This is a genomic window from Thalassotalea agarivorans, assembly GCF_030295955.1.
GTDB lineage: Bacteria > Pseudomonadota > Gammaproteobacteria > Enterobacterales > Alteromonadaceae > Thalassotalea_D > Thalassotalea_D agarivorans.
Map to the genome: position 1 here is coordinate 1,964,021 of NZ_AP027363.1, position 19,432 is coordinate 1,983,452.

The 19,432-nt window shown below is 43.1% G+C and carries 18 protein-coding genes; 7 read left to right on the forward strand and 11 right to left on the reverse strand.

The genetic code is table 11. The features are described from left to right. Window positions 1-100 precede the first annotated feature (100 nt). The 6 genes from QUD85_RS09150 to QUD85_RS09175 are packed head-to-tail and all read left to right on the forward strand — an operon-like array spanning window position 101 to window position 7,005. Window positions 101-499: a MerR family transcriptional regulator gene (locus tag QUD85_RS09150; protein ID WP_093332306.1), complete on the forward strand. Its 399-nt coding sequence runs from the start codon at window positions 101-103 to the stop codon at window positions 497-499. Window positions 500-520: 21 nt separating this feature from the next. Beyond that, window positions 521-1,690, forward strand: a complete 1,170-nt coding sequence (locus tag QUD85_RS09155) for an isovaleryl-CoA dehydrogenase (RefSeq protein WP_093332307.1) — start codon at window positions 521-523, stop codon at window positions 1,688-1,690. 10 nt (window positions 1,691-1,700) lie between these two features. Continuing rightward, window positions 1,701-3,308, forward strand: coding sequence for a carboxyl transferase domain-containing protein (locus QUD85_RS09160; protein WP_093332308.1), 1,608 nt, complete (start codon window positions 1,701-1,703; stop codon window positions 3,306-3,308). An 8-nt stretch (window positions 3,309-3,316) separates the two neighbouring features. Then, entirely contained in the window at window positions 3,317-4,111 is a 795-nt protein-coding gene (locus QUD85_RS09165) for an enoyl-CoA hydratase/isomerase family protein (protein WP_093332309.1), read from the forward strand. Window positions 4,112-4,113: 2 nt separating this feature from the next. Continuing rightward, window positions 4,114-6,102: an acetyl-CoA carboxylase biotin carboxylase subunit gene (locus QUD85_RS09170; protein WP_093332310.1), complete on the forward strand. Its 1,989-nt coding sequence runs from the start codon at window positions 4,114-4,116 to the stop codon at window positions 6,100-6,102. Continuing rightward, window positions 6,103-7,005: a hydroxymethylglutaryl-CoA lyase gene (locus QUD85_RS09175; protein WP_281241778.1), complete on the forward strand. Its 903-nt coding sequence runs from the start codon at window positions 6,103-6,105 to the stop codon at window positions 7,003-7,005. A 6-nt stretch (window positions 7,006-7,011) separates the two neighbouring features. Here QUD85_RS09175 and QUD85_RS09180 read toward each other — a convergent pair whose 3' ends face one another. Together QUD85_RS09180 and QUD85_RS09185 are read right to left on the reverse strand one after the other, a co-directional pair. Then, window positions 7,012-8,049, reverse strand: a complete 1,038-nt coding sequence (locus QUD85_RS09180; protein WP_093332311.1) for an acyltransferase family protein — start codon at window positions 8,047-8,049, stop codon at window positions 7,012-7,014. Window positions 8,050-8,180: 131 nt separating this feature from the next. Next, window positions 8,181-8,630, reverse strand: a complete 450-nt coding sequence (locus tag QUD85_RS09185; protein ID WP_286218538.1) for a hypothetical protein — start codon at window positions 8,628-8,630, stop codon at window positions 8,181-8,183. Window positions 8,631-8,765: 135 nt separating this feature from the next. Here QUD85_RS09185 and QUD85_RS09190 point away from each other — a divergent pair, with 135 nt between their 5' ends. Then, window positions 8,766-9,932: a patatin-like phospholipase family protein gene (locus QUD85_RS09190; protein WP_093331149.1), complete on the forward strand. Its 1,167-nt coding sequence runs from the start codon at window positions 8,766-8,768 to the stop codon at window positions 9,930-9,932. Here QUD85_RS09190 and QUD85_RS09195 read toward each other — a convergent pair. From QUD85_RS09195 to QUD85_RS09235, 9 genes are all read right to left on the reverse strand, one after another. Then, the gene (locus QUD85_RS09195) at window positions 9,910-10,440 is read right to left on the reverse strand and encodes a hypothetical protein (RefSeq protein WP_093331151.1); all 531 of its coding nucleotides are present in this window, start codon (window positions 10,438-10,440) and stop codon (window positions 9,910-9,912) included. The genes QUD85_RS09190 and QUD85_RS09195 overlap by 23 nt on opposite strands. Next, window positions 10,434-11,630 (reverse strand): BamA/TamA family outer membrane protein, encoded by a 1,197-nt coding sequence (locus QUD85_RS09200; protein WP_093331153.1) that lies wholly within the window; start codon window positions 11,628-11,630, stop codon window positions 10,434-10,436. The genes QUD85_RS09195 and QUD85_RS09200 overlap by 7 nt, the downstream gene beginning before the upstream one ends. A gap of 68 nt (window positions 11,631-11,698) precedes the next feature. Beyond that, entirely contained in the window at window positions 11,699-13,669 is a 1,971-nt protein-coding gene (locus tag QUD85_RS09205; protein WP_093331156.1) for a monovalent cation:proton antiporter-2 (CPA2) family protein, read from the reverse strand. Window positions 13,670-13,757: 88 nt separating this feature from the next. Beyond that, window positions 13,758-14,390 (reverse strand): hypothetical protein, encoded by a 633-nt coding sequence (locus QUD85_RS09210; RefSeq protein ID WP_093331159.1) that lies wholly within the window; start codon window positions 14,388-14,390, stop codon window positions 13,758-13,760. Beyond that, entirely contained in the window at window positions 14,387-15,691 is a 1,305-nt protein-coding gene (locus QUD85_RS09215) for a DEAD/DEAH box helicase (protein WP_093331163.1), read from the reverse strand. The genes QUD85_RS09210 and QUD85_RS09215 overlap by 4 nt, the downstream gene beginning before the upstream one ends. Window positions 15,692-15,694: 3 nt before the next feature. Next, window positions 15,695-17,095: an alanine/glycine:cation symporter family protein gene (locus QUD85_RS09220; protein ID WP_093331167.1), complete on the reverse strand. Its 1,401-nt coding sequence runs from the start codon at window positions 17,093-17,095 to the stop codon at window positions 15,695-15,697. An 11-nt stretch (window positions 17,096-17,106) separates the two neighbouring features. Beyond that, the gene (locus tag QUD85_RS09225) at window positions 17,107-18,465 is read right to left on the reverse strand and encodes a leucyl aminopeptidase family protein (protein ID WP_407705095.1); all 1,359 of its coding nucleotides are present in this window, start codon (window positions 18,463-18,465) and stop codon (window positions 17,107-17,109) included. Window positions 18,466-18,479: 14 nt separating this feature from the next. Then, on the reverse strand, window positions 18,480-18,908 hold the full coding sequence (locus tag QUD85_RS09230) for an acyl-CoA thioesterase (RefSeq protein WP_093331174.1): 429 nt from the start codon (window positions 18,906-18,908) through the stop codon (window positions 18,480-18,482). Window positions 18,909-19,001: 93 nt separating this feature from the next. Continuing rightward, the gene (locus QUD85_RS09235; protein WP_177168920.1) at window positions 19,002-19,421 is read right to left on the reverse strand and encodes a hypothetical protein; all 420 of its coding nucleotides are present in this window, start codon (window positions 19,419-19,421) and stop codon (window positions 19,002-19,004) included. Window positions 19,422-19,432: the final 11 nt, after the last annotated feature.

Sequence of the window (19,432 nt, forward strand, 5' to 3'; positions counted from 1 at the left end):
GGGATGTAAGGAATAAATTACATCCCAATCACATGCTTGCTTTACGTTTACGTAAACTTCATGTAGATTGTTGTGCATCATTCATAACTTGTTAACGTAAATGACTCAAGACACATCTCAACAGTCATACTCCATCAGTGAACTTGCCAAAGAGTTTGATGTAACCACGCGTAGTATTCGTTTTTACGAAGATCAAGGCCTGCTAAGCCCAACACGTAAAGGACAAACACGTATCTACAGCCAAGGCGACCGCGTTAGATTAAAGCTTATTTTACGCGGTAAACGACTGGGCTTTTCATTGGCAGAAACAGGCAGATTGTTCGCGTTGTATGATTCAGACAAAACCAGTGCGATGCAATTGGAAAGTATCTTGAGCCTTATTGCTGATAAGAAAGCAGATTTACAACAAAAACTCGCAGACATTAACGAAAGTTTGGAAGACTTATCCAATTTCGAACAAAGCTGCAAAGAAACGTTATCAAATATACAACAAGCATAAGTAAAGCTATTAGGAACCCATATGATTTCTTCATTCTCTTCATTGAACTTCAATTTAGGCGAAACCGTCGACATGATCCGCGATCAGGTAAATGCCTTCGCTCGTGACGAAATTGCACCACGCGCAGAACAAATTGATATAGACAACGAATTTCCAATGGATTTATGGCGTAAGTTCGGCGACATGGGCTTATTGGGTATGACAGTTGAAGAACAATATGGTGGTTCAGATCTAGGTTATCTAGAACACGTTGTTGCGATGCAAGAAATTAGTCGTGCGTCAGCATCGGTCGGTTTGAGCTATGGTGCCATGTCAAACTTGTGCTTAAATCAGTTAAGCAAAAACGGTAGCCACGAGCAAAAACTTAAATACTTGCCGAAACTATGTAGTGGTGAGCATATTGGCGCTTTAGCCATGTCAGAGCCAAATGCTGGTTCCGATGTAGTTAGCATGAAACTAAAAGCCGAGAAAAAAGGCGACAAGTACATTCTTAACGGTAACAAAATGTGGATTACTAATGGTCCAGATGCACATGTTTACATTATTTACGCAAAAACTGATGTAAATGCAGGTTCAAAGGGGATTACGGCTTTTATCGTTGAGCGCGACTACCCTGGCTTTTCACGTCATCAAAAACTAGACAAACTAGGCATGCGTGGCTCAAATACCTGTGAGCTAGTCTTTGAAGACTGTGAAGTTCCGGCTGAAAATATTCTTGGTGAAGAAGGCAAAGGCGTTAAAGTTTTGATGTCTGGGTTAGACTACGAGCGCGTTGTATTGTCAGGCGGCCCGTTGGGCATAATGGATGCCTGTATGGACGTAGTTGTGCCTTATATTCATGACCGTCAGCAATTTGGTAAAAGTATCGGCCAATTCCAACTTGTACAAGGCAAGGTTGCTGATATGTATACACAAATGAATGCGGCAAAAGCCTATGTTTACGCGGTTGCACAAGCATGTGATCGAGGCGAAACCACGCGTAAAGATGCTGCCGCTGTTATTCTCTACTCTGCCGAACTTGCAACAAAAATGGCATTAGATGCAATCCAATTACTTGGCGGTAACGGCTACATCAATGAATTTCCTACAGGGCGCTTACTGCGTGACGCAAAACTATATGAAATCGGTGCAGGTACGTCTGAAATTAGACGTATGTTGATTGGTAGAGAACTGTTTAACGAATCAAAATAAGAAGGCTAACGTGACTAAATTAGTATCTAAAATTAATGCTAAATCTGAAGCATTTTTGGAAAATGCTCAGCATATGCAACAACAAGTTGATGACTTATCAGCACTTGTTGCTGAAATAGCAAAAGGTGGTAATGAAAAAAGTCGTGAACGACACCAAAGCCGAGGTAAATTATTACCAAGAGATCGTGTTAATGCCCTGCTCGACCCTGGTAGCGCCTTTCTGGAGTTTTCACAATTAGCGGCTTATGAAGTTTACGCTGATAATGTGCCTGCTGCAGGTATTATCACCGGTATAGGCCGCGTCGCCGGTCAGGAATGCGTGATAGTGGCAAACGACGCAACAGTAAAAGGTGGCACCTATTATCCATTAACGGTTAAAAAGCATTTACGCGCTCAAGCTATCGCATTAGAAAACAACCTACCATGTATTTACCTTGTAGATTCAGGTGGTGCCAACTTACCTAATCAAGATGATGTGTTCCCAGATCGCGAACACTTCGGCCGTATTTTCTACAATCAGGCAACTATGTCTGCACAGAATATTCCACAAATTGCGGTTGTCATGGGTTCATGTACTGCAGGCGGCGCTTACGTTCCAGCTATGGCAGATGAGTCTGTTATCGTAAAAGAGCAAGGGACAATATTTCTAGCGGGCCCACCGCTTGTTAAAGCCGCAACCGGAGAAGTCGTTTCTGCTGAAGATTTAGGTGGCGCGGATGTACATTGTAAAACCTCTGGCGTATCTGACCACTATGCCAATAATGACGAACATGCGCTTGGCATTGCGAAGCAAATCGTCAAGCATCTTAATCGACGCAAGTCTATCGATATGGCGATCAAGCCTGTCTTACCACCAGCGTACGACAGTAAAGAGATATACGGCATCATTCCAAAAGATAGTCGTCAGCAATACGATGTGAGAGAAGTTATCGCACGTATCGTCGATGGCAGTGAATTTGATGAATTTAAAGCGCTATATGGCACAACATTAGTGTGTGGCTTTGCACACATCTTCGGCTACCCAGTAGGTATTGTCGCCAATAATGGTATTTTGTTTGGTGAATCCGCCCAAAAAGGCGCTCATTTTGTCGAGTTATGTGCGCAGCGAAAAATCCCATTGGTGTTTTTACAAAACATTACGGGCTTTATGGTGGGCAAACAGTATGAAGCCGGCGGCATAGCAAAACATGGCGCGAAAATGGTTACGGCGGTTGCATGCGCCAACGTACCTAAATTTACTGTACTTATTGGCGGTAGCTTTGGCGCGGGTAACTATGGCATGTGCGGTCGAGCATACGATCCAAGATTCCTATTCATGTGGCCAAACGCACGTATTTCAGTGATGGGCGGCGAACAAGCTGCTGGTGTTCTTGCTCAAGTTAAACGCGACCAATTAGAAAAGAAAGGCGAGCAGTGGAGCGAAGAAGAAGAAGCGACATTTAAATCTCCAATCGTAGATACCTATGAAAAACAAGGCCACCCATACTACGCATCAGCAAGGCTTTGGGATGATGGCGTAATTGACCCTGCTGATACCAGACAAGTATTGGGTCTAGCTATTTCTGCGTCATTAAATGCAGAAATTAAAGACACGAAATTCGGCGTATTTCGTATGTAGGGCGCATCATGGAAAATAAAATAACCTTTAAAAAGCAAGGCGATGTAGCCGAAATAAGACTCACAAACCCTGAAAAGCATAATGCCTTCGACGATCAGTTTATCGCCGATTTCACCGATTTATTGACTAACATTAAAGCGGATGAAAGTCTTCGCGTGGTTGTAATTAAGGCCGATGGTAAAAGTTTTTCCGCTGGCGCTGATCTCAACTGGATGAAGCGCATGGCACAGTATAGTTATGAACAAAATCTCGCTGACGCTGCTGCGTTAGCCAAAATGTTACACCTGCTTAACTATTTACCACAAACCACTATTGCACTGGTTAATGGAGCAGCTTTTGGTGGCGGTGTAGGCATCGTTAGTTGTTGCGATATCGTATTGGCAACAGAAAAAGCCAAATTCTGTTTAAGTGAAGTAAAAATCGGCCTGATTCCTGCCACAATTTCACCTTATGTTATCGATGCTATTGGTCAACGAGCAAGCAGACGATACTTCCAAACAGCGGAAGTGATATCAGCGCAACAAGCATTATCGTTAGGCTTAGTAAGTGAGTTGTTAGATGCTGAAGTGCTAGAGCAAAGAGCCTTTGAGCTAATAGATACGTTACTGGCCAATGGACCAGAGGCCGTTAAAGCTGCAAAAGCACTTATCTTTAATGTAGATGGCACGGTAGACGACGATAAAGCATTAGCAACAAGCGAACAAATCGCGAGCATCAGGGTATCGAAGCAAGGTCAAGAAGGCCTTACTGCGTTTTTTGAAAGACGCCCTGCTAACTGGCAAAAAGAACATAAAGAGGACTAGCCGTGTTTAAAAAAATACTGATTGCAAACCGCGGTGAAATAGCCTGTCGCGTAATAAAGACAGCAAGAAAAATGGGCATTCAAACCGTCGCTGTCTATTCAGATGCTGATGCCAATGCTCTGCACGTTAAACTAGCAGATGAGGCGATACACATTGGCGAAAGCCCTGCAACAAAGAGCTATTTATTAGGCGATAAAATCATTGCAGCGGCACAAAAAACAGGCGCAGAAGCCATTCATCCTGGTTATGGGTTTCTTTCTGAAAATGCTGACTTTTGCCGAGCATGTGAAAAAGCTGGCGTTGTATTTATTGGCCCCAACGTGAAAGCGATTGAAACAATGGGCTCTAAATCCGCGGCGAAGCAAGCAATGGAACAGGCAAACGTGCCGCTAGTGCCTGGCTATCATGGCTTAAATCAAGGACCGAGTAGACTCAAAAATGAGGCAAGTGATATCGGCTACCCTGTACTGCTTAAAGCAGTTGCTGGTGGTGGCGGCAAAGGTATGCGCGTTGTTAACCAAGAAAGCGAATTTCAAGATGCATTAGATGCAGCAAAACGAGAATCTAAAGCAGCATTTGGTGACGATGCGATGTTGATTGAGAAATACCTCACGCAACCAAGACATGTTGAGATCCAAGTGTTTTGTGACACCCTAGGTAATGCCGTTTACTTGTTTGAGCGCGACTGCTCTCTACAACGCCGTCATCAAAAAGTAATCGAAGAAGCGCCTGCTCCAAACATGAGTTTGTCATTGCGCCAAAAAATGGGTGAAGCTGCCGTTGCCTGTGCTCGCACCATTGGATATGTAGGCGCAGGTACGGTCGAATTTTTGTTAGACAAAGACGACAGCTTCTACTTTATGGAAATGAATACCCGCCTTCAGGTGGAACACCCCGTAACAGAGTTAATCACTGGGCAAGATCTTGTGCAATGGCAATTGTTAGTCGCCAATGGCCAGCCACTGCCAATGCAACAAGAACAACTAACCATAAAAGGTCATGCCTTTGAAGCTCGTATTTACGCGGAAGATGCTGAAAACAACTTTCTGCCTTCTACAGGTACATTAAGCTATTTGTTAGCACCTGAAGAAAGTGAGCATGTGCGCGTTGATACAGGCGTGGAACAAGGCGATGAAATAAGCATGTACTACGACCCTATGATCGCGAAACTGATAGTTTGGGATCAAAATCGAGATGCTGCGCTAGGTCGACTTGCGCAAGCACTTAAAAAATATCGTGTACGTGGCGTTAAAACTAACATCGATTTTCTTTATAACTTGGCTATATGTCCGCCATTTGTCGAAGCCGATTTAGATACCAATTTTATTGAAAAGCACGCTGATTTAATCTTTAAAAAGCAAAACATAACGCTGTCGGATGAAGTAGCCATTGCGGCCTTTATTTTCTATCATAAGCTGACACAGCAAGCTCAATCGACGGTCAGCAATAGTGAAGATGTGCACTCTCCTTGGCACAATTTAAATAGCTTTAGATTAAATCTAGCGGCAAGCCAACTGCTCAGTTTAACGTTTCAAGATACGAAAATTCAGTGCATATTAACCAACAACGCTGGCAACCTTAGTGTTGATGTTAATGGTGAAATTTTTGATATCACCGGTGAAGTTGTTGGCGACCAAGTAAACCTAATCGTCAACACTCAACACAAGCAAATGAATTTTGCTTTCGACGGAAATGACTTAGAGCTATTTACTGAAGAAGGCGCCCTGCACTTCCAATACTATGATGGCAGCCAGGTAGAGGCCGAGCAGCAGCAAGATGCGAGCCTAGCAGCACCTATGAACGGTACAGTAGTTAAAGTGCTCGTTGCTGAAGGTGACACGGTTGAAAAAGACGCTCCGCTGATGGTCATGGAAGCTATGAAGATGGAACATACGGTAAAAGCACCAAAGGCTGGTAAAGTCACCAATGTCTATTTCAAAGACGGTGATATGGTCGATGGCGGCGCTGTGCTACTTGCATTAGAAGAGTAAATGGATATGGCCTTACCTAAGTTTGTAAAAATTGTAGAAGTAGGACCAAGAGACGGCCTGCAAAATGAAAAATCGGCTTTAACGGTAAACGATAAAGTCGGTTTGATTGATTTGTTGTCAGACACCGGCCTTAGTACCGTGGAGTCGGGAAGTTTTGTGTCCCCCAAGTGGGTGCCTCAAATGGCCAACTCTGATCAAGTGTTAGCTGGCATTAAACGCAAAAGTGGCGTTACCTATACTGCCTTAACGCCAAATAAACGTGGTTTCGACAATGCGCTTGACGCGCAGGCAGACGAAGTCGCTATTTTTGGTGCGGCTTCAGAAAGTTTTACGCAAAAAAACATTAACTGTTCGATTGATGAATCATTAGAACGCTTTCAAGATGTGATGCATGCTGCAAAGCAACATAACCTGCCAGTAAGAGGCTACGTATCTTGTGTGTTAGGTTGCCCCTATGAAGGTTACATTGAGCCAGATAAAGTGGCTAAGGTCAGTAAAGCCCTGCTAGATATGGGATGCTATGAAGTGTCATTAGGTGACACCATAGGTGTAGGAACAGTAGCCTCTACTGCAATTATGCTCGACGCCGTATTAGCTCATATTTCTGCAGACAAGTTAGCCGTTCATTTTCATGACACCTATGGCCAAGCGCTTGCAAATATTCATGTAGCGCTGCGCAAAGGAATCGCTGTCGTAGACAGTGCAGTTGCAGGTTTAGGCGGTTGCCCATACGCAAAAGGAGCGTCGGGTAACGTTGCAACCGAAGACGTGCTTTACATGCTAAACGGCATGGGCATTGAAACAGGCGTAGATATGGACAAGCTGCTAGTTGCCTCAAGCTACATTCAAAGTCTGGTTGGCCATAACCAGTCTAAAGTTGCCAAAGCGCTACTTGCGAAATAATGTTATTTATTTAGCTGATTTAATTGGAAAAAAGAAATACGATAAAAATTGGCTACGTTGAACCAGCCACTTTATTGCTACTGGCAAAAGAATACTGAGTAAAAATGAAGTGGTTGCGATCAAAAACAGTAAGTTATGGTCACTGATACCCACGCTCGCGACCCGATATATTTCCTTACCAATCCAATAGTGGAAGATCAAAATAAACAAACTTGCCCCACCGAGCTTTAACAACAAGTACTTAATGCTTTGCACATTATCTAAATAGTATGCGACACATAACAATGCATATACGCCAGCAATTGAACCTAAGGTTGCGATCACCGGCATTTCAAACGTTCTGTTGTTTAAATCTATTCTTGCGTCAAACAGTAAATTAATAGCGATAAACACGGCAACTGAAAAGCACAACCAAAAGGTATTGGGCTTAAAGGCTACAACCTGTTCGCGTAACATTGCGCCAGCACTAAAATAGCACAGCGTGATCAAGGCAATATCCAGTGAAAATGGCAAGCCAGGCAAAGCCATATCTACCTGTAAACTGCGCTCCACATATGGCCAAAATACTTCTATATTTAGCACACCAAGGATAAAAACAAGCGACAAGATTAACCATTTTGCTAGCAAAGAAAACTGTGCAAAAGGCGTATACCTAAACAAGCAATAGCCGAGAGAAAACACGACAAAAAGATGCGTAAGAAACCACATGGGCGTCCAAGCAAGTGTGGCGCCGTTGCCGTAGAATATGCCCCATAGCGTCCAGTGTTCATTATTGGGCTCTATTATCATAACTAAAAGATAAACAAATAGAAGCACACTAAAATACGGTTTTAATAGCGCCTGACCTTTATCATTAAAAAATACATTAGGTGGTTTGGCGTACGAAAAGAACACGCCGGAAAGAAAAAAGAAGAGTGGCATGCGAACTAAAGACAAGGGTTCGATCAAGCTTGGCAAAAATGCTTTTAGCTCACTGTGAAACATCGCCACAAAAGCAATCGACATACCTTTGGCAATGTCTACATGTTGCACTCTACTTGCCATAAACCTAACCCTGAAAAACGTGAGATACCTTTTGATATTATGGGAGTTAAATCCCAAAGACAATGGCAACGCAAATTTTGTTGAAAACTAGATGGGCGTTGCTATAAGACCTTGCGTTTAAGGAACTCCATCTATTTGGGCAACCTATCCCCTTCAATATGAGCCACTAGCAACACTAAAAATCGAAACAAAGATTTTAACTTAAGGCTTTGTTCATTTGGTAGGCCATGTGCACTAAGCTTCTTAAGGGATATAAGCCGCGCGTAAGCGTTATTTATTAGGTATTGAGTATCCTTGCCGACATATTTCTTAAACTCCGCATATCGGCCGATTGTCGCAATATTCAGCTTTTTCGTTTGCAAGCGATTAAAGTCGCCATTTTTTGACAACATCTGTTTAAATGCTTTGTCTTCTAATCCGACGATGAGTTGCTTTGCAGTTGATTTATTGGCAAAACCATCGGCTAAAAACGTTAAATTGGCTTTTATTTCGAACGCGAGCGTTTGTTTGTCACCTGACAAATCATGCCAACGCTGACGCTCTTTAACAAATATCTCGTATAACTCTTTCCAAATTGTCATCTATATTGCGCTAATACTAATGTGACCATGAATACCACATACCTTATCATTTCTTGTCAAAAGTGCGAACAAAATGGTAGCGACATCAGGTAATTACGCTTAAACTGATAACAAATATTGCTGTACCTTTGTGCTATGTCCGCTGCCTTAAAAAAATCATCAAAACGAAATTATAAAGACACCAAACACGGATTGGTGCTAACAGGTGGTGGTGCGCGTGCAGCTTACCAAGTGGGGGTTTTAAAAGCGATCACATCGTTTGTTCCAAGAAATCATGGTATCCCCTTTCCGGTCATCTGTGGCACGTCAGCCGGTGCAATAAATTCTACCGCATTAGCTTGTTATTCATCATGTTTTCATTTAGGCGTAAAAAAACTCGAATGGATCTGGAAAAACTTAAAACCTAACAAGATCTATCATGCTGATCCTGTACGAGCGTTTGGGCACTTGTTTGGTGGCGTACTTGCCTCGTTTCAGGCGGACTATGCGCCAAAAGTCGCTCGCAGTTTGATTAACAACGCACCGCTGCGTGATCTACTTAATCAAGTCATTGATTTTAAACGTATAGATACCAACATTATTAATCAATACTTGTCTGCTGTTGCCGTGACAGCTTCAAGCTATTCAAGTGGCGACTCAATTAGCTTTTATCAATCAGAGGAAAAAATCACGCCTTGGTTCAGACATAAAAGGCGCGGCCAACCTGCACAAATTAACGTTGAACACCTAATGGCATCGGCTGCCCTGCCAATGCTGTTTCCTTCAATACGTATAAAGTCAGAGCATTATGGCGACGGCTCGATAAATCAGTTATCGCCGCTGAGTCCCGCTGTTCACTTAGGCGCGGAAAAGCTTTTTATTGTGGGTGTTGAGCAACCCAAAGAGCCTCTGCATGTGAATGAGAACAACCCACATCCGCCCAGTACGGCAACAATAGCGGGTCATTTACTCGATACGGTATTTTCAGAAACGCTACAAAGTGATTTAGAACGGGTAGAAAGACTCAATCAGCTATTGCAACAAGTGCCTCAAGAAAAACAGGACGCTACCGGCATCAAACAAATTGATACCTTTGTGATTAATCCCAGCCATGATTTTAATGCCATCGCTGCCGAGTATTATTACGACCTGCCTCTAACCATGCGTTTGCTTTTACGCACGGTCGGCGTAACCAATGATTCTGATTCAAGTTTGATCAGTTACCTGCTGTTTGAACAGCATTACTGTTCTCGATTGATCAAGCTAGGTTATGAAGATGCGTTAAATAAAGAAAGTGAAATTAAGACATTTTTGTCTTTGTAACTAGAGCTAATTTTTGTAATTGGCGAATTCTCGCTTTTACTGAAGGTGCCTCATCTTTTAAAGCCAAAGTAAAAAAGTCACCTACCTCGTCTCTAAACTTTTGTCGTTGTAATGAAAAATAGTAAAACGCGCTGTATGCCCATGCTCTGACAAACTTATTGTCGCTACAAAGGCAGTGGCGAATAAAATGATGAGTAGCGCCGTCTAACGCTTCAATGAAGGTTAAGTGTTCAAAACACTGCAAAATATGCAGCTGGCTATGCCAATCATTTAACTGAGGTAAAGCCAATAAGATCGATTCGTTGAGTTCATCAGACGGCAAACGCTTTGACAGCGCGTACTTGGCAAGCCAAGTCACAGCCTGCAGATTGCTCCCTTGACGTAAATAAGCGCTTAGCTGTTTTTCTGCGATCGCGACATCCAGTTGATTGAATACCTGAGCAAGATCTTGGCTATTTTCGATATCAAACACTGCAATAGCATCTGATAAGTCGGCAGAGCTTACCACGCAGAGCCCGCTTGAATATAAAATACACTTTCTTCCGGGCCTTTGGCTACATCTACACCCATTTTGAAACCATATCTTCGGGCGATTAGATATCGAAAGCCGGCGCCTTTAGCTACCCTACTTTTAGCGTCCGACAACTCGCCCCATTCATTGGCGGCATAACCAACACCGCCGAAAACATTGACGTCAAATCGATTGTTAATCTTATAGACAATTTCAAGCTCTGTATTGACCACAGCATTACCTTGATATCGCTGCGCAGGTATACCTCTAAGTTTAATTGCCGGGGTCGCGTAGGTAGGTAAAAATTGGTCTGCATTGGCGTAGTTTACTTCAACGCGAAAACCACTGCGCCATTTTTCGGTAATCGGTAAATAATGCAGTCCCGAAAGTTCAGTCAACTGATATTCAATATCGGAACCAAAAGTGTCGTCATACCAAAGGTGGTTGAATTGATATCGAATACCGGCACTGGGTGAAAAGAAGTTATCACGCGTATCGTATTCTGCGGTGATACCAACACCAGAGGTTTTAGTTGATATCGTCAACAGACGAGTGAGTTCATCTTCAAATTCTGGTGGTAAAATTCCGCCGGTAAGATCGCTAATGTTGGCCGGTGAGATCTCAGCAGAAATAAATCGTTGAACTACGCCAGCGTAAAATCGGCTGCCAGCGATTTGAAACTTCACATTTTGCCACAGCGCCCCTGCAGTGGTATTAATCTCAATCGGTTTGGGTAATTCGACATCACCAAAACCAAAGAAGTCGATATTTATGTCGCCATAGCCCGCAAAGCCAAAGTATCTAATACTGCCTTGTTTAAAAAAGCCTAAATGCCCCGCCCCGGTAAAATAGGAGTTGTTGCCTGTATATGCGCCACCTACTATCGACACTGACGGTGGCAGCAAATGCATACCTGCATTCTCTTCCATTGATTGCATCGCTTTTAAACGAGCCTCTTTTTCTTCTTCATCTTCATGAAAAAAAAGGCCCATCATACCTAAACCGCCGTCGACAGCGGGATCGGTAATGATTACTGGAACAGGTAAGAACCCATAGGCATTTTCTGCGAGAAATGTAGAGGCATCAAAAAAACCATCGAGCGGATCGATAAACAAGCTTTCTTGGGCTGACACTGAATGACTACTCACGGTTGCGGCTATCGCCAGCACTGATAACGCCTTTTTCATGTATTTCCCTGCACTTTGATTAAATCTATATAAAGATACTAGCAATAAAATAGTTATAGATCAGTAAACTAGGTTTCGCCTTGATTAATGTACCCTTCAAAACGTTCGACTCGTCTAGGTCGTCCTCGAACAATCACCATGTCCTGTTCCATCAACACAAAATCATTGGGCAAATCTTCGATTTCTTGTTCGCCTCGCTTAATACTGAGTAATGCCACTCTTCGCTCCGCTAAACCAAGCTCGCCCACGGTTTTTCCTATCGCAAAAGCATCTTTGGTTAGAACAATTGCATGCGCAAACTCAATTTTTCTGGGGCTATCGACGCTCATATCGGTTTGTTCGCCCTGAAAAAAACCATGTAAATGGTTGTAATGGTTTTTACGCTCTTTTTGTACACGCCTAACAATTCTCGAGAATGGAACGCCTGACAAGGATAACACTTGCGATACTAGCATCAGGCTTCCTTCTAATGATTCGGGCACAACTTCATTAGCGCCTGCCTGCTGCAACATATCAAGTTGATCATCATTTTTAGTGCGCACTAAAATAGGCACCTCTGGCGCCATTGCTCTTACTTTTTGTATCACCTCAGAAGATTGCTTATCTTCGCCAAAAGCAATAACAACAAGTCGCGCTGTATCGATTTGTGCCGCATTTAGAAGCTCTGCTTTACGCGAAGAGCCAAACAATACATTCTCACCAGCTTGCCGCGCTTTAGAGGTTCTTAACGGATCAATATCTATCGCAACAAAATCTATATGCTCTTGCTTTAAAAAGCGACTGACCGTCTGCCCAACACGGCCAAAACCACAAATAATAACGTGATCTTTTAACTTTCGTTGAGTCGGCAATTGTTCAAACTCACTAGTATCTATCTGTTTGGTATTGCTCAGCGTTAGCGCCCATTTTCTTGCGTTATTCACCATATACGGAGTAATTGCCATACTCAAAATACCGGCAACAAGCAGCATAGAGGCAACGTTTTGCGGCAATATGTCATTTTGATTAGCGAGGGCAATAAGCACGAAACCAAACTCACCCATTTGCGCCAGCATGATGCCTGAAGCCCAACCATCTTTAGCGGATTCTCCGGCTCTGATTGCTAGTTGTCTGATCACGACAATCTTGATCATCATAAACGATACTATAAGCGCTAAGGTTTGCAGTGGAGCAGATACCAATATCGCGGGGTCTAGTTTCATGCCTATTGTCATAAAAAATAAACCGAGCAATATATCGCGATAAGGTCTTATATCGGCTTCAAGTTGATGCTTATACTCACTTTCACCAAGCATCATCCCCGCTAAGAATGCCCCTAACGCCATAGACAAGCCAAACCATTGAGTTAATGCAGCGGCAAACAAGGTCACTAGTAACGTTGTTAAAACAAAGAGCTCATCCGTTCTAACTTGCGCCACTAAATCAAACAAAGGTGGTAGCAACTTTTTACCGATAAAAAAGAGTAGCGCGACGACAAACACACCTTTGACAAGTGCGAAAAGCAAAGCAAGTAACATCGACCCTTCGCCACCTGTCGCAAGCATAGGAATAATGATCAGAAGCGGCACAACGGCGATGTCTTGAAACAGTAAAACAGCAACAGATATCTGGCCTGATTTACGTTTCATCGCCCCAGTTTCACTAAGTTGTCTTATCACGATGGCGGTTGAAGAAAGCGCGAGTACAGCCGCAACTGTAAAGCTTGCGCCAAAGCTTAAATCAAATAATAAGGACACCAGCGTAAAGGCAAGAATAGAGACCAACACTTGCAGGCCTCCCACAGCAAACACCAAGTGCCGCATCGCCTTTAGGCGTGTAAAAGAGAATTCTAGACCTAAGGTAAACAGAAGAAAAACAATACCTAGCTCAGCAAAGTGTTCATAATTAACGTTTTCTGTAACCCAAGAAAAACCGTGCTCGCCAACGATAATGCCTGCTATTAAATAAGCAAGAATCGCTGGTAGGTTTAACTTTCTAAATAGCCAAACTACGACAACTGCACAGCTGAGCAATGCCAGGGTTTCGATAAAATGAACCACTTAAATCCTTAACGTTTACCACTTAGGTGTTAATGTTAGTTTAACTCATTGTTAATGCGTTATTCTATGGTTCAATGGCAGAAAAACTTTAGAATAAGGATTTTAATCCCGCCTGTTTTTCTTGCGGTGTTGCCCCCACCATGAGACGACAAAAGCTTACCGCGCGAGAAAAAGATTGATCACCCAAAATAAACAATGCTTTTCGTAGCAACGCTTGGTCAAGATCAAAATTCTTACTGTAATGCGATATGGCAACATCGATAGACGGATAAGTAACCCCGTCAAAGATGAAGTGTGATTTGTGTGTTGGCTTGTACTCAATACCTTCGATTATCAATGGGTATTGTTGAAAGTTAACTCGAGCTAACGCTACTTCGAACATAAACCAGGCGCTACGTTTAAATCCTTCAAAATTGCCGCCGTCAAACTCGCTTTGCTCTAATTCTTCTTTTGTCCAATTTAGTCCAATAGCTAAATGCTTACGATACTTTTTGTGGAGTTTATTTTTCACGGCATAGGTAATATGCCAAAGATTGTCTCCCTTTGCGCCTTGCGCAAACGGTTTGCATTCATCGCAACAAGGCACTGTCACCTGTGGATGAACACATTGCAGTACTAATTGTTTGTCGTTGGGAAAGGTATAGCTGTTGCCACTAGGCTCGTTGCAAAACCAACAATGGTGCCGATACTGAAACGGCACCTCTGCAAAAACGGCAGTCATCGTTTACGTTTTTTACTCGCGATTGCTGGTTTTTTGTGACCCTTACGAGTGTTTGTTTTGCTATTTCGTTTTTTAGCTATCGCTTGATTTTTAGCTTGAGTCGCCTTGTATCGATTAGGTTTATCAGCTTTGCTATTCGCCTGTGTAACGTGCTCAGGCACAGGTCTATCCATTTCGTAACCTGGTACAACGATACGCTCAAATCGTCTGCCAACAAGCTGCTCGATATTGCCTAAAAACTTTTCATCTTTTGGGCTAACCAAAGAAATTGCAGTACCTGTTTTGCCTGCACGACCGGTACGGCCGACGCGATGGACATAATCTTCGGCTAAAAACGGCAAATGAAAATTGACCACATAAGGTAAATCTTCAATATCTAAGCCTCTTGCAGCAACGTCTGTAGCAACAAGCACTCTGACTTGGCCAGCAACAAACTGTTCGAGCGCTTTGTTTCTAGCCCCTTGAGAGCGATCGCCATGTACAAGCGCAGCTTTGATACCATCGAGCTTTAGCTCCTTGGCAAGTATGTTGGCACTCTCTTTTGTACCCGCGAACACCAGCACCTGCTGCCAGTTGTTTACCCCGATTAGTTCAGACAACAGTTCTCGTTTGCGTTCTTCGGACACCCAATAAACGGATTGCTTCACTTTACCTGATGTTGTGTTTTGCTTAGCCGTTTGTATCACTTTAGGGTGAGTAAGAAACTGCTTTGCAATACTCTTTACCTTGTCTGAAAACGTGGCTGAAAATAAAAGCGTTTGATGCTTATGGGTGATTGCATTAAATACGCGTTCAATATCGGTTTGAAAGCCCATATCTAACATGCGATCGGCTTCATCTAGCACTACATACTTCACTTGACTTACATTAATTGTGCGCAGTGACAAGTGCTCTAATAATCGTCCAGGCGTGGCGACTAAGATATCGACACCCGCCTTCAGTTTGTTTGTTTGACTCGCCATTTTACCACCGCCATAGACTACGGCCGTTTTTAGATTAGTATAATGACTATAAGTGGCTATATTCTTTTCAACTTGAATGGCAAGCTCTCGTGTTGGCGCCAATATAAGCGCTTTAAGTACAGGCTCGCTACCTTCATGTTTCCCTTTCAACAACTGCTCGATAACTGGCAAAGCAAATGCGGCAGTTTTACCTGTTCCTGTTTGCGCGCTCGCTAATACGTCGTTACCCGATCGGATCACGGGTATCGCTTGTTGTTGAATCGGTGTTAGGTTTTTATAACCAACCTCTTTAATCGCCTTTAATACGGTAGGCGATAGACCGATAGCGTCTACGCTCATAAATTAACGCCAAATACCTTTCGTTAAGTTTAATTTTTTCTCTGTTTCTTCAGTCACCTGATATTCTGGCAACTTACCCTGCTGTTTCTGCGCTTGATAATCTTTGGTCACGTTCACCACAACCTTTGACAACATGAACAGTGCGATAACATTGACAATCGTCATTAATGCAATTGCGAAGTCTGCTAGCGAAATCATTTCGCCAAGCGTTGAACTCGAGCCATAAAGCAACATTGCTAAAAAGACGATACGTAAAAACCAATGCCCGGCTCTCGTATCTAAACCTAAGTATTTAAGGTTGTTTTCGGCATATGCAAAGTTGCCGACAATCGATGTAAACGCAAACAGCAATATGGCAAATGTAATAAAATAGCTGCCCCAATCGCCGACATGATAAGCCAACGCTTGTTGCGTAAATTGAATACCTTCTGCTTCGATGTTCGCTGGCGCTGCTAGTAAGATAATAAGCGCTGTGCCAGTACATATCAAAATCGTATCAAAGAACACAGCTGACATTTGGATATACCCTTGCGACGCTGGATGATTCGGATAAGGAACGGCAGCGGCAGCAACATTTGGTGCACTACCTTGCCCTGCTTCATTAGAATACAAACCACGTTTTATACCATTTATCATGGCGGCACCTACTGTGCCACCAGCAGCCTCTTGCCAGCCAAAAGCATGAGCAATAATGTTCATCAATGCTGCAGGAATATGCTCTAAGTTCAATAGCACAACAACGAGTGCCACTAAAATGTAGGCAATACCCATTACAGGTACCGTCAACTCAGCAAAACGAGCGATGGATTTTAAACCGCCAAACACAATAATTGCGCTAAAGAAGGTGATAACTGCGCCGGTTACTAAGGGCTCAATACCAAAGCTGCCATTGAATGCATCAGTGATGGAATATGCTTGTACCGCGCTAAACACAAAGCCGTAACCAAAGAATAAACACAGTGAGAACAGGATAGCCATATATCGATTTTTAAGGCCTTTACTCATGTAATAGGCTGGGCCGCCACGAAAATTGCCTTTGTGATCTTTTTCTTTGTATACCTGGCCTAAAGTGCTTTCAGCGTAGGCAGTCGCCATACCAATAAAGGCGATTAACCACATCCAAAATATCGCGCCTGGGCCACCCAATGTAATGGCTACAGCCACCCCCATTAAATTACCCGTACCAACTCGCGCTGCAAGTGAAGTACTTAATGCTTGAAAAGGAGAAATGCCCTGCTCATCTGCATGCCTACTGCCTTTAAGTAAGGTGAACATGTGAGTAAAGTGGCGTACTTGGATAAGCCCTAATCGGAAGGTAAACCAAACACCGCAACCGACTAATAAGTAAATTAGAATACTACCCCAAAGTACACCATTGGCAGCATCAATCCATTGTTCAAGCATAGTCTTTCCTTTTAAGCGCTATAGCGGCGTTGCAAATATTCAAATACAGCACGTATACCAAAGGCTTCACCGCCTTTTGGCTTGCCCGGCAACGCTCGGTTGTTAAATGCCATTATGTCGAAGTGGAGCCAATTAGTGCTCGCACCGACAAAATGTTGTAGGTAAAGCGCCGCCGTTATCGCGCCGCCAAATGGACCAACGGCACAGTTAGAAAGATCGGCAATATCACTTTTTAGCAAGTCGTTATACGACTGGAACAGTGGCATTTGCCAAACAGGATCATCAACCGCGTCGCCAGCTTCAATAAGCTCATTAGCAATGTTTTTGCTAGTTGAGAAAAAGCCTGGTAACTCAGTACCAAGTGCCACCCGCATTGCGCCAGTTAATGTGGCAAAATCAATAAGCAGATCAGGTGACTGGGTTTCGGCTTCAGTAAGCGCATCACACATAACTAGTCTGCCTTCGGCATCTGTATTGTCGATTTCAACCGTTAAACCTTGGCGTGTTTTAATCACATCACCTGGTCTAAATGCATTTCCTGCAACTGCGTTTTCAACAGCAGGTACTAGCACCCTCAAACGCACTGGCAAATTGGCTGACATAATGAGTTGTGCAAGACCAATAACATGGGCACTTCCCCCCATGTCTTTTTTCATTTGTCTCATACCTGCAGCAGGTTTCAAATCTAGACCGCCACTATCAAAACAAACGCCTTTGCCCACTAATGTGACTTTGGGCGCATTTTCATCGCCCCAAGTTAAATCTAATAATCGAGGTGCATGAACACTCGCGCGGCCTACCGCATGAATAGTTGGATAGTTTTCAGTTAATAATTCATCGCCAACGATTTCAGAGAAATCGCCAGAAAACTTAGCTGCTAGTGCTTGCATCGTTTCCGACAAATGCTCTGGCATCATATCGCCTGCAGGCGTATTCACTAGATCGCGCACCATAGCCGTTGCATCAAATAGTTGTGTTGCGGTATCGATAACTGCCTGATTCTCTAGCGCTAACGTAGGAAACGTGTTTGATTGTTCTAAGTAACGAGAAAAGCGATAACTGCCAGCTAACCAAGAAAATGCCGTCGCCAGTTCCGCGCCTTCGTGTGTCATCAGTTGATAACTATTCGGTGGTAGTTTATTAACTAGATCACCTGTAGCGAAAAATTGATCAATGTTATTTGCGACGCATAGCGCTAAAGCGATACGACCTGACTCACCAGGAATCGTAGTAACACCAGATGAAAAGTTGGTGTGAAGTAACCAATTTTGAACATGTTCTTCTTGTTCGCTTAACCAAGTGGCAAACGCTTTTTGCTCAATAACATGTAACGGTATGTCGCCGCTATTGGTAAGTAAAATTGTCATAATTATTCCTGTCGTGATTATCCGTCGAGCCTTGGATCCATATTAAGGCGTTTTATTTCTTCTTTTGTTTGGGATTCAAGCCCATCGAGGGTTTTACCATGTGGTACTGGTAGCTTGCTGTCTGGGTCTACTTTTACAAAGACAATATCGTCTGCTAGGCAGATCGTTTTCTTCGTTGCTTTGTTACGCATCAAACAAGTCACCGTAATCGACGTACGACCGACGCTTTTCGTTTTCAAACCAAACTCTACAACATCACCCTGTACCGCTGGCGATTCAAAACTTATCGCACCAATATGTTTAGTTACAAGGCAATTTGTTTCTAACTGGCAAATTGCATAAATTGCCGCTTCTTCATCTATCCATTCTAATGCTCTACCACCAAACAGTGCATATGCATAGTTTAGATCGTTAGGCATAACTAGACGGCGTGATAAAAATCGCATGAATACCCCATCATTTATGGTGATTAGGTCAGTTCAACCCAATAAAGTAATAGCGTTAATTATATCAAGGATTTAGCAAGAGATGTGAGGGATTTACAAAAACAATATGTCAGGATCATCGATTTCACCGATTGCTCCTTGTGTGAGCGCCTGTTGCCGCTCTTGTTCGGTTAAAATATTAACCAAAGGTGTTTTACGACGTAGCCTTTTCATGCGCGGGCTATCTTCAAGTACGCCTTTTCGAAACCAATCGTGATTTTCTATGTTTTCAAGCAAACTTATCCACGTTAAATAACCACTGTAGTTTAACTTTCCCGTTTCTTTTCGAGCTTCAACTTGCTTAATTACATCAGCAACAAGTGCTGGTTGCGCAATAAGCTTTTCAACCATAGCTTGATGAATAACCAAAATTTGTTTGTCTATGTAATCGTCCCTTACGCCGCGCTTACTGACATTGTAAGGTCGGTTTCGCTTTTCTTGTCGTCGTTGACGTTGGCTTTTATACAGTGACATAACCATTTACC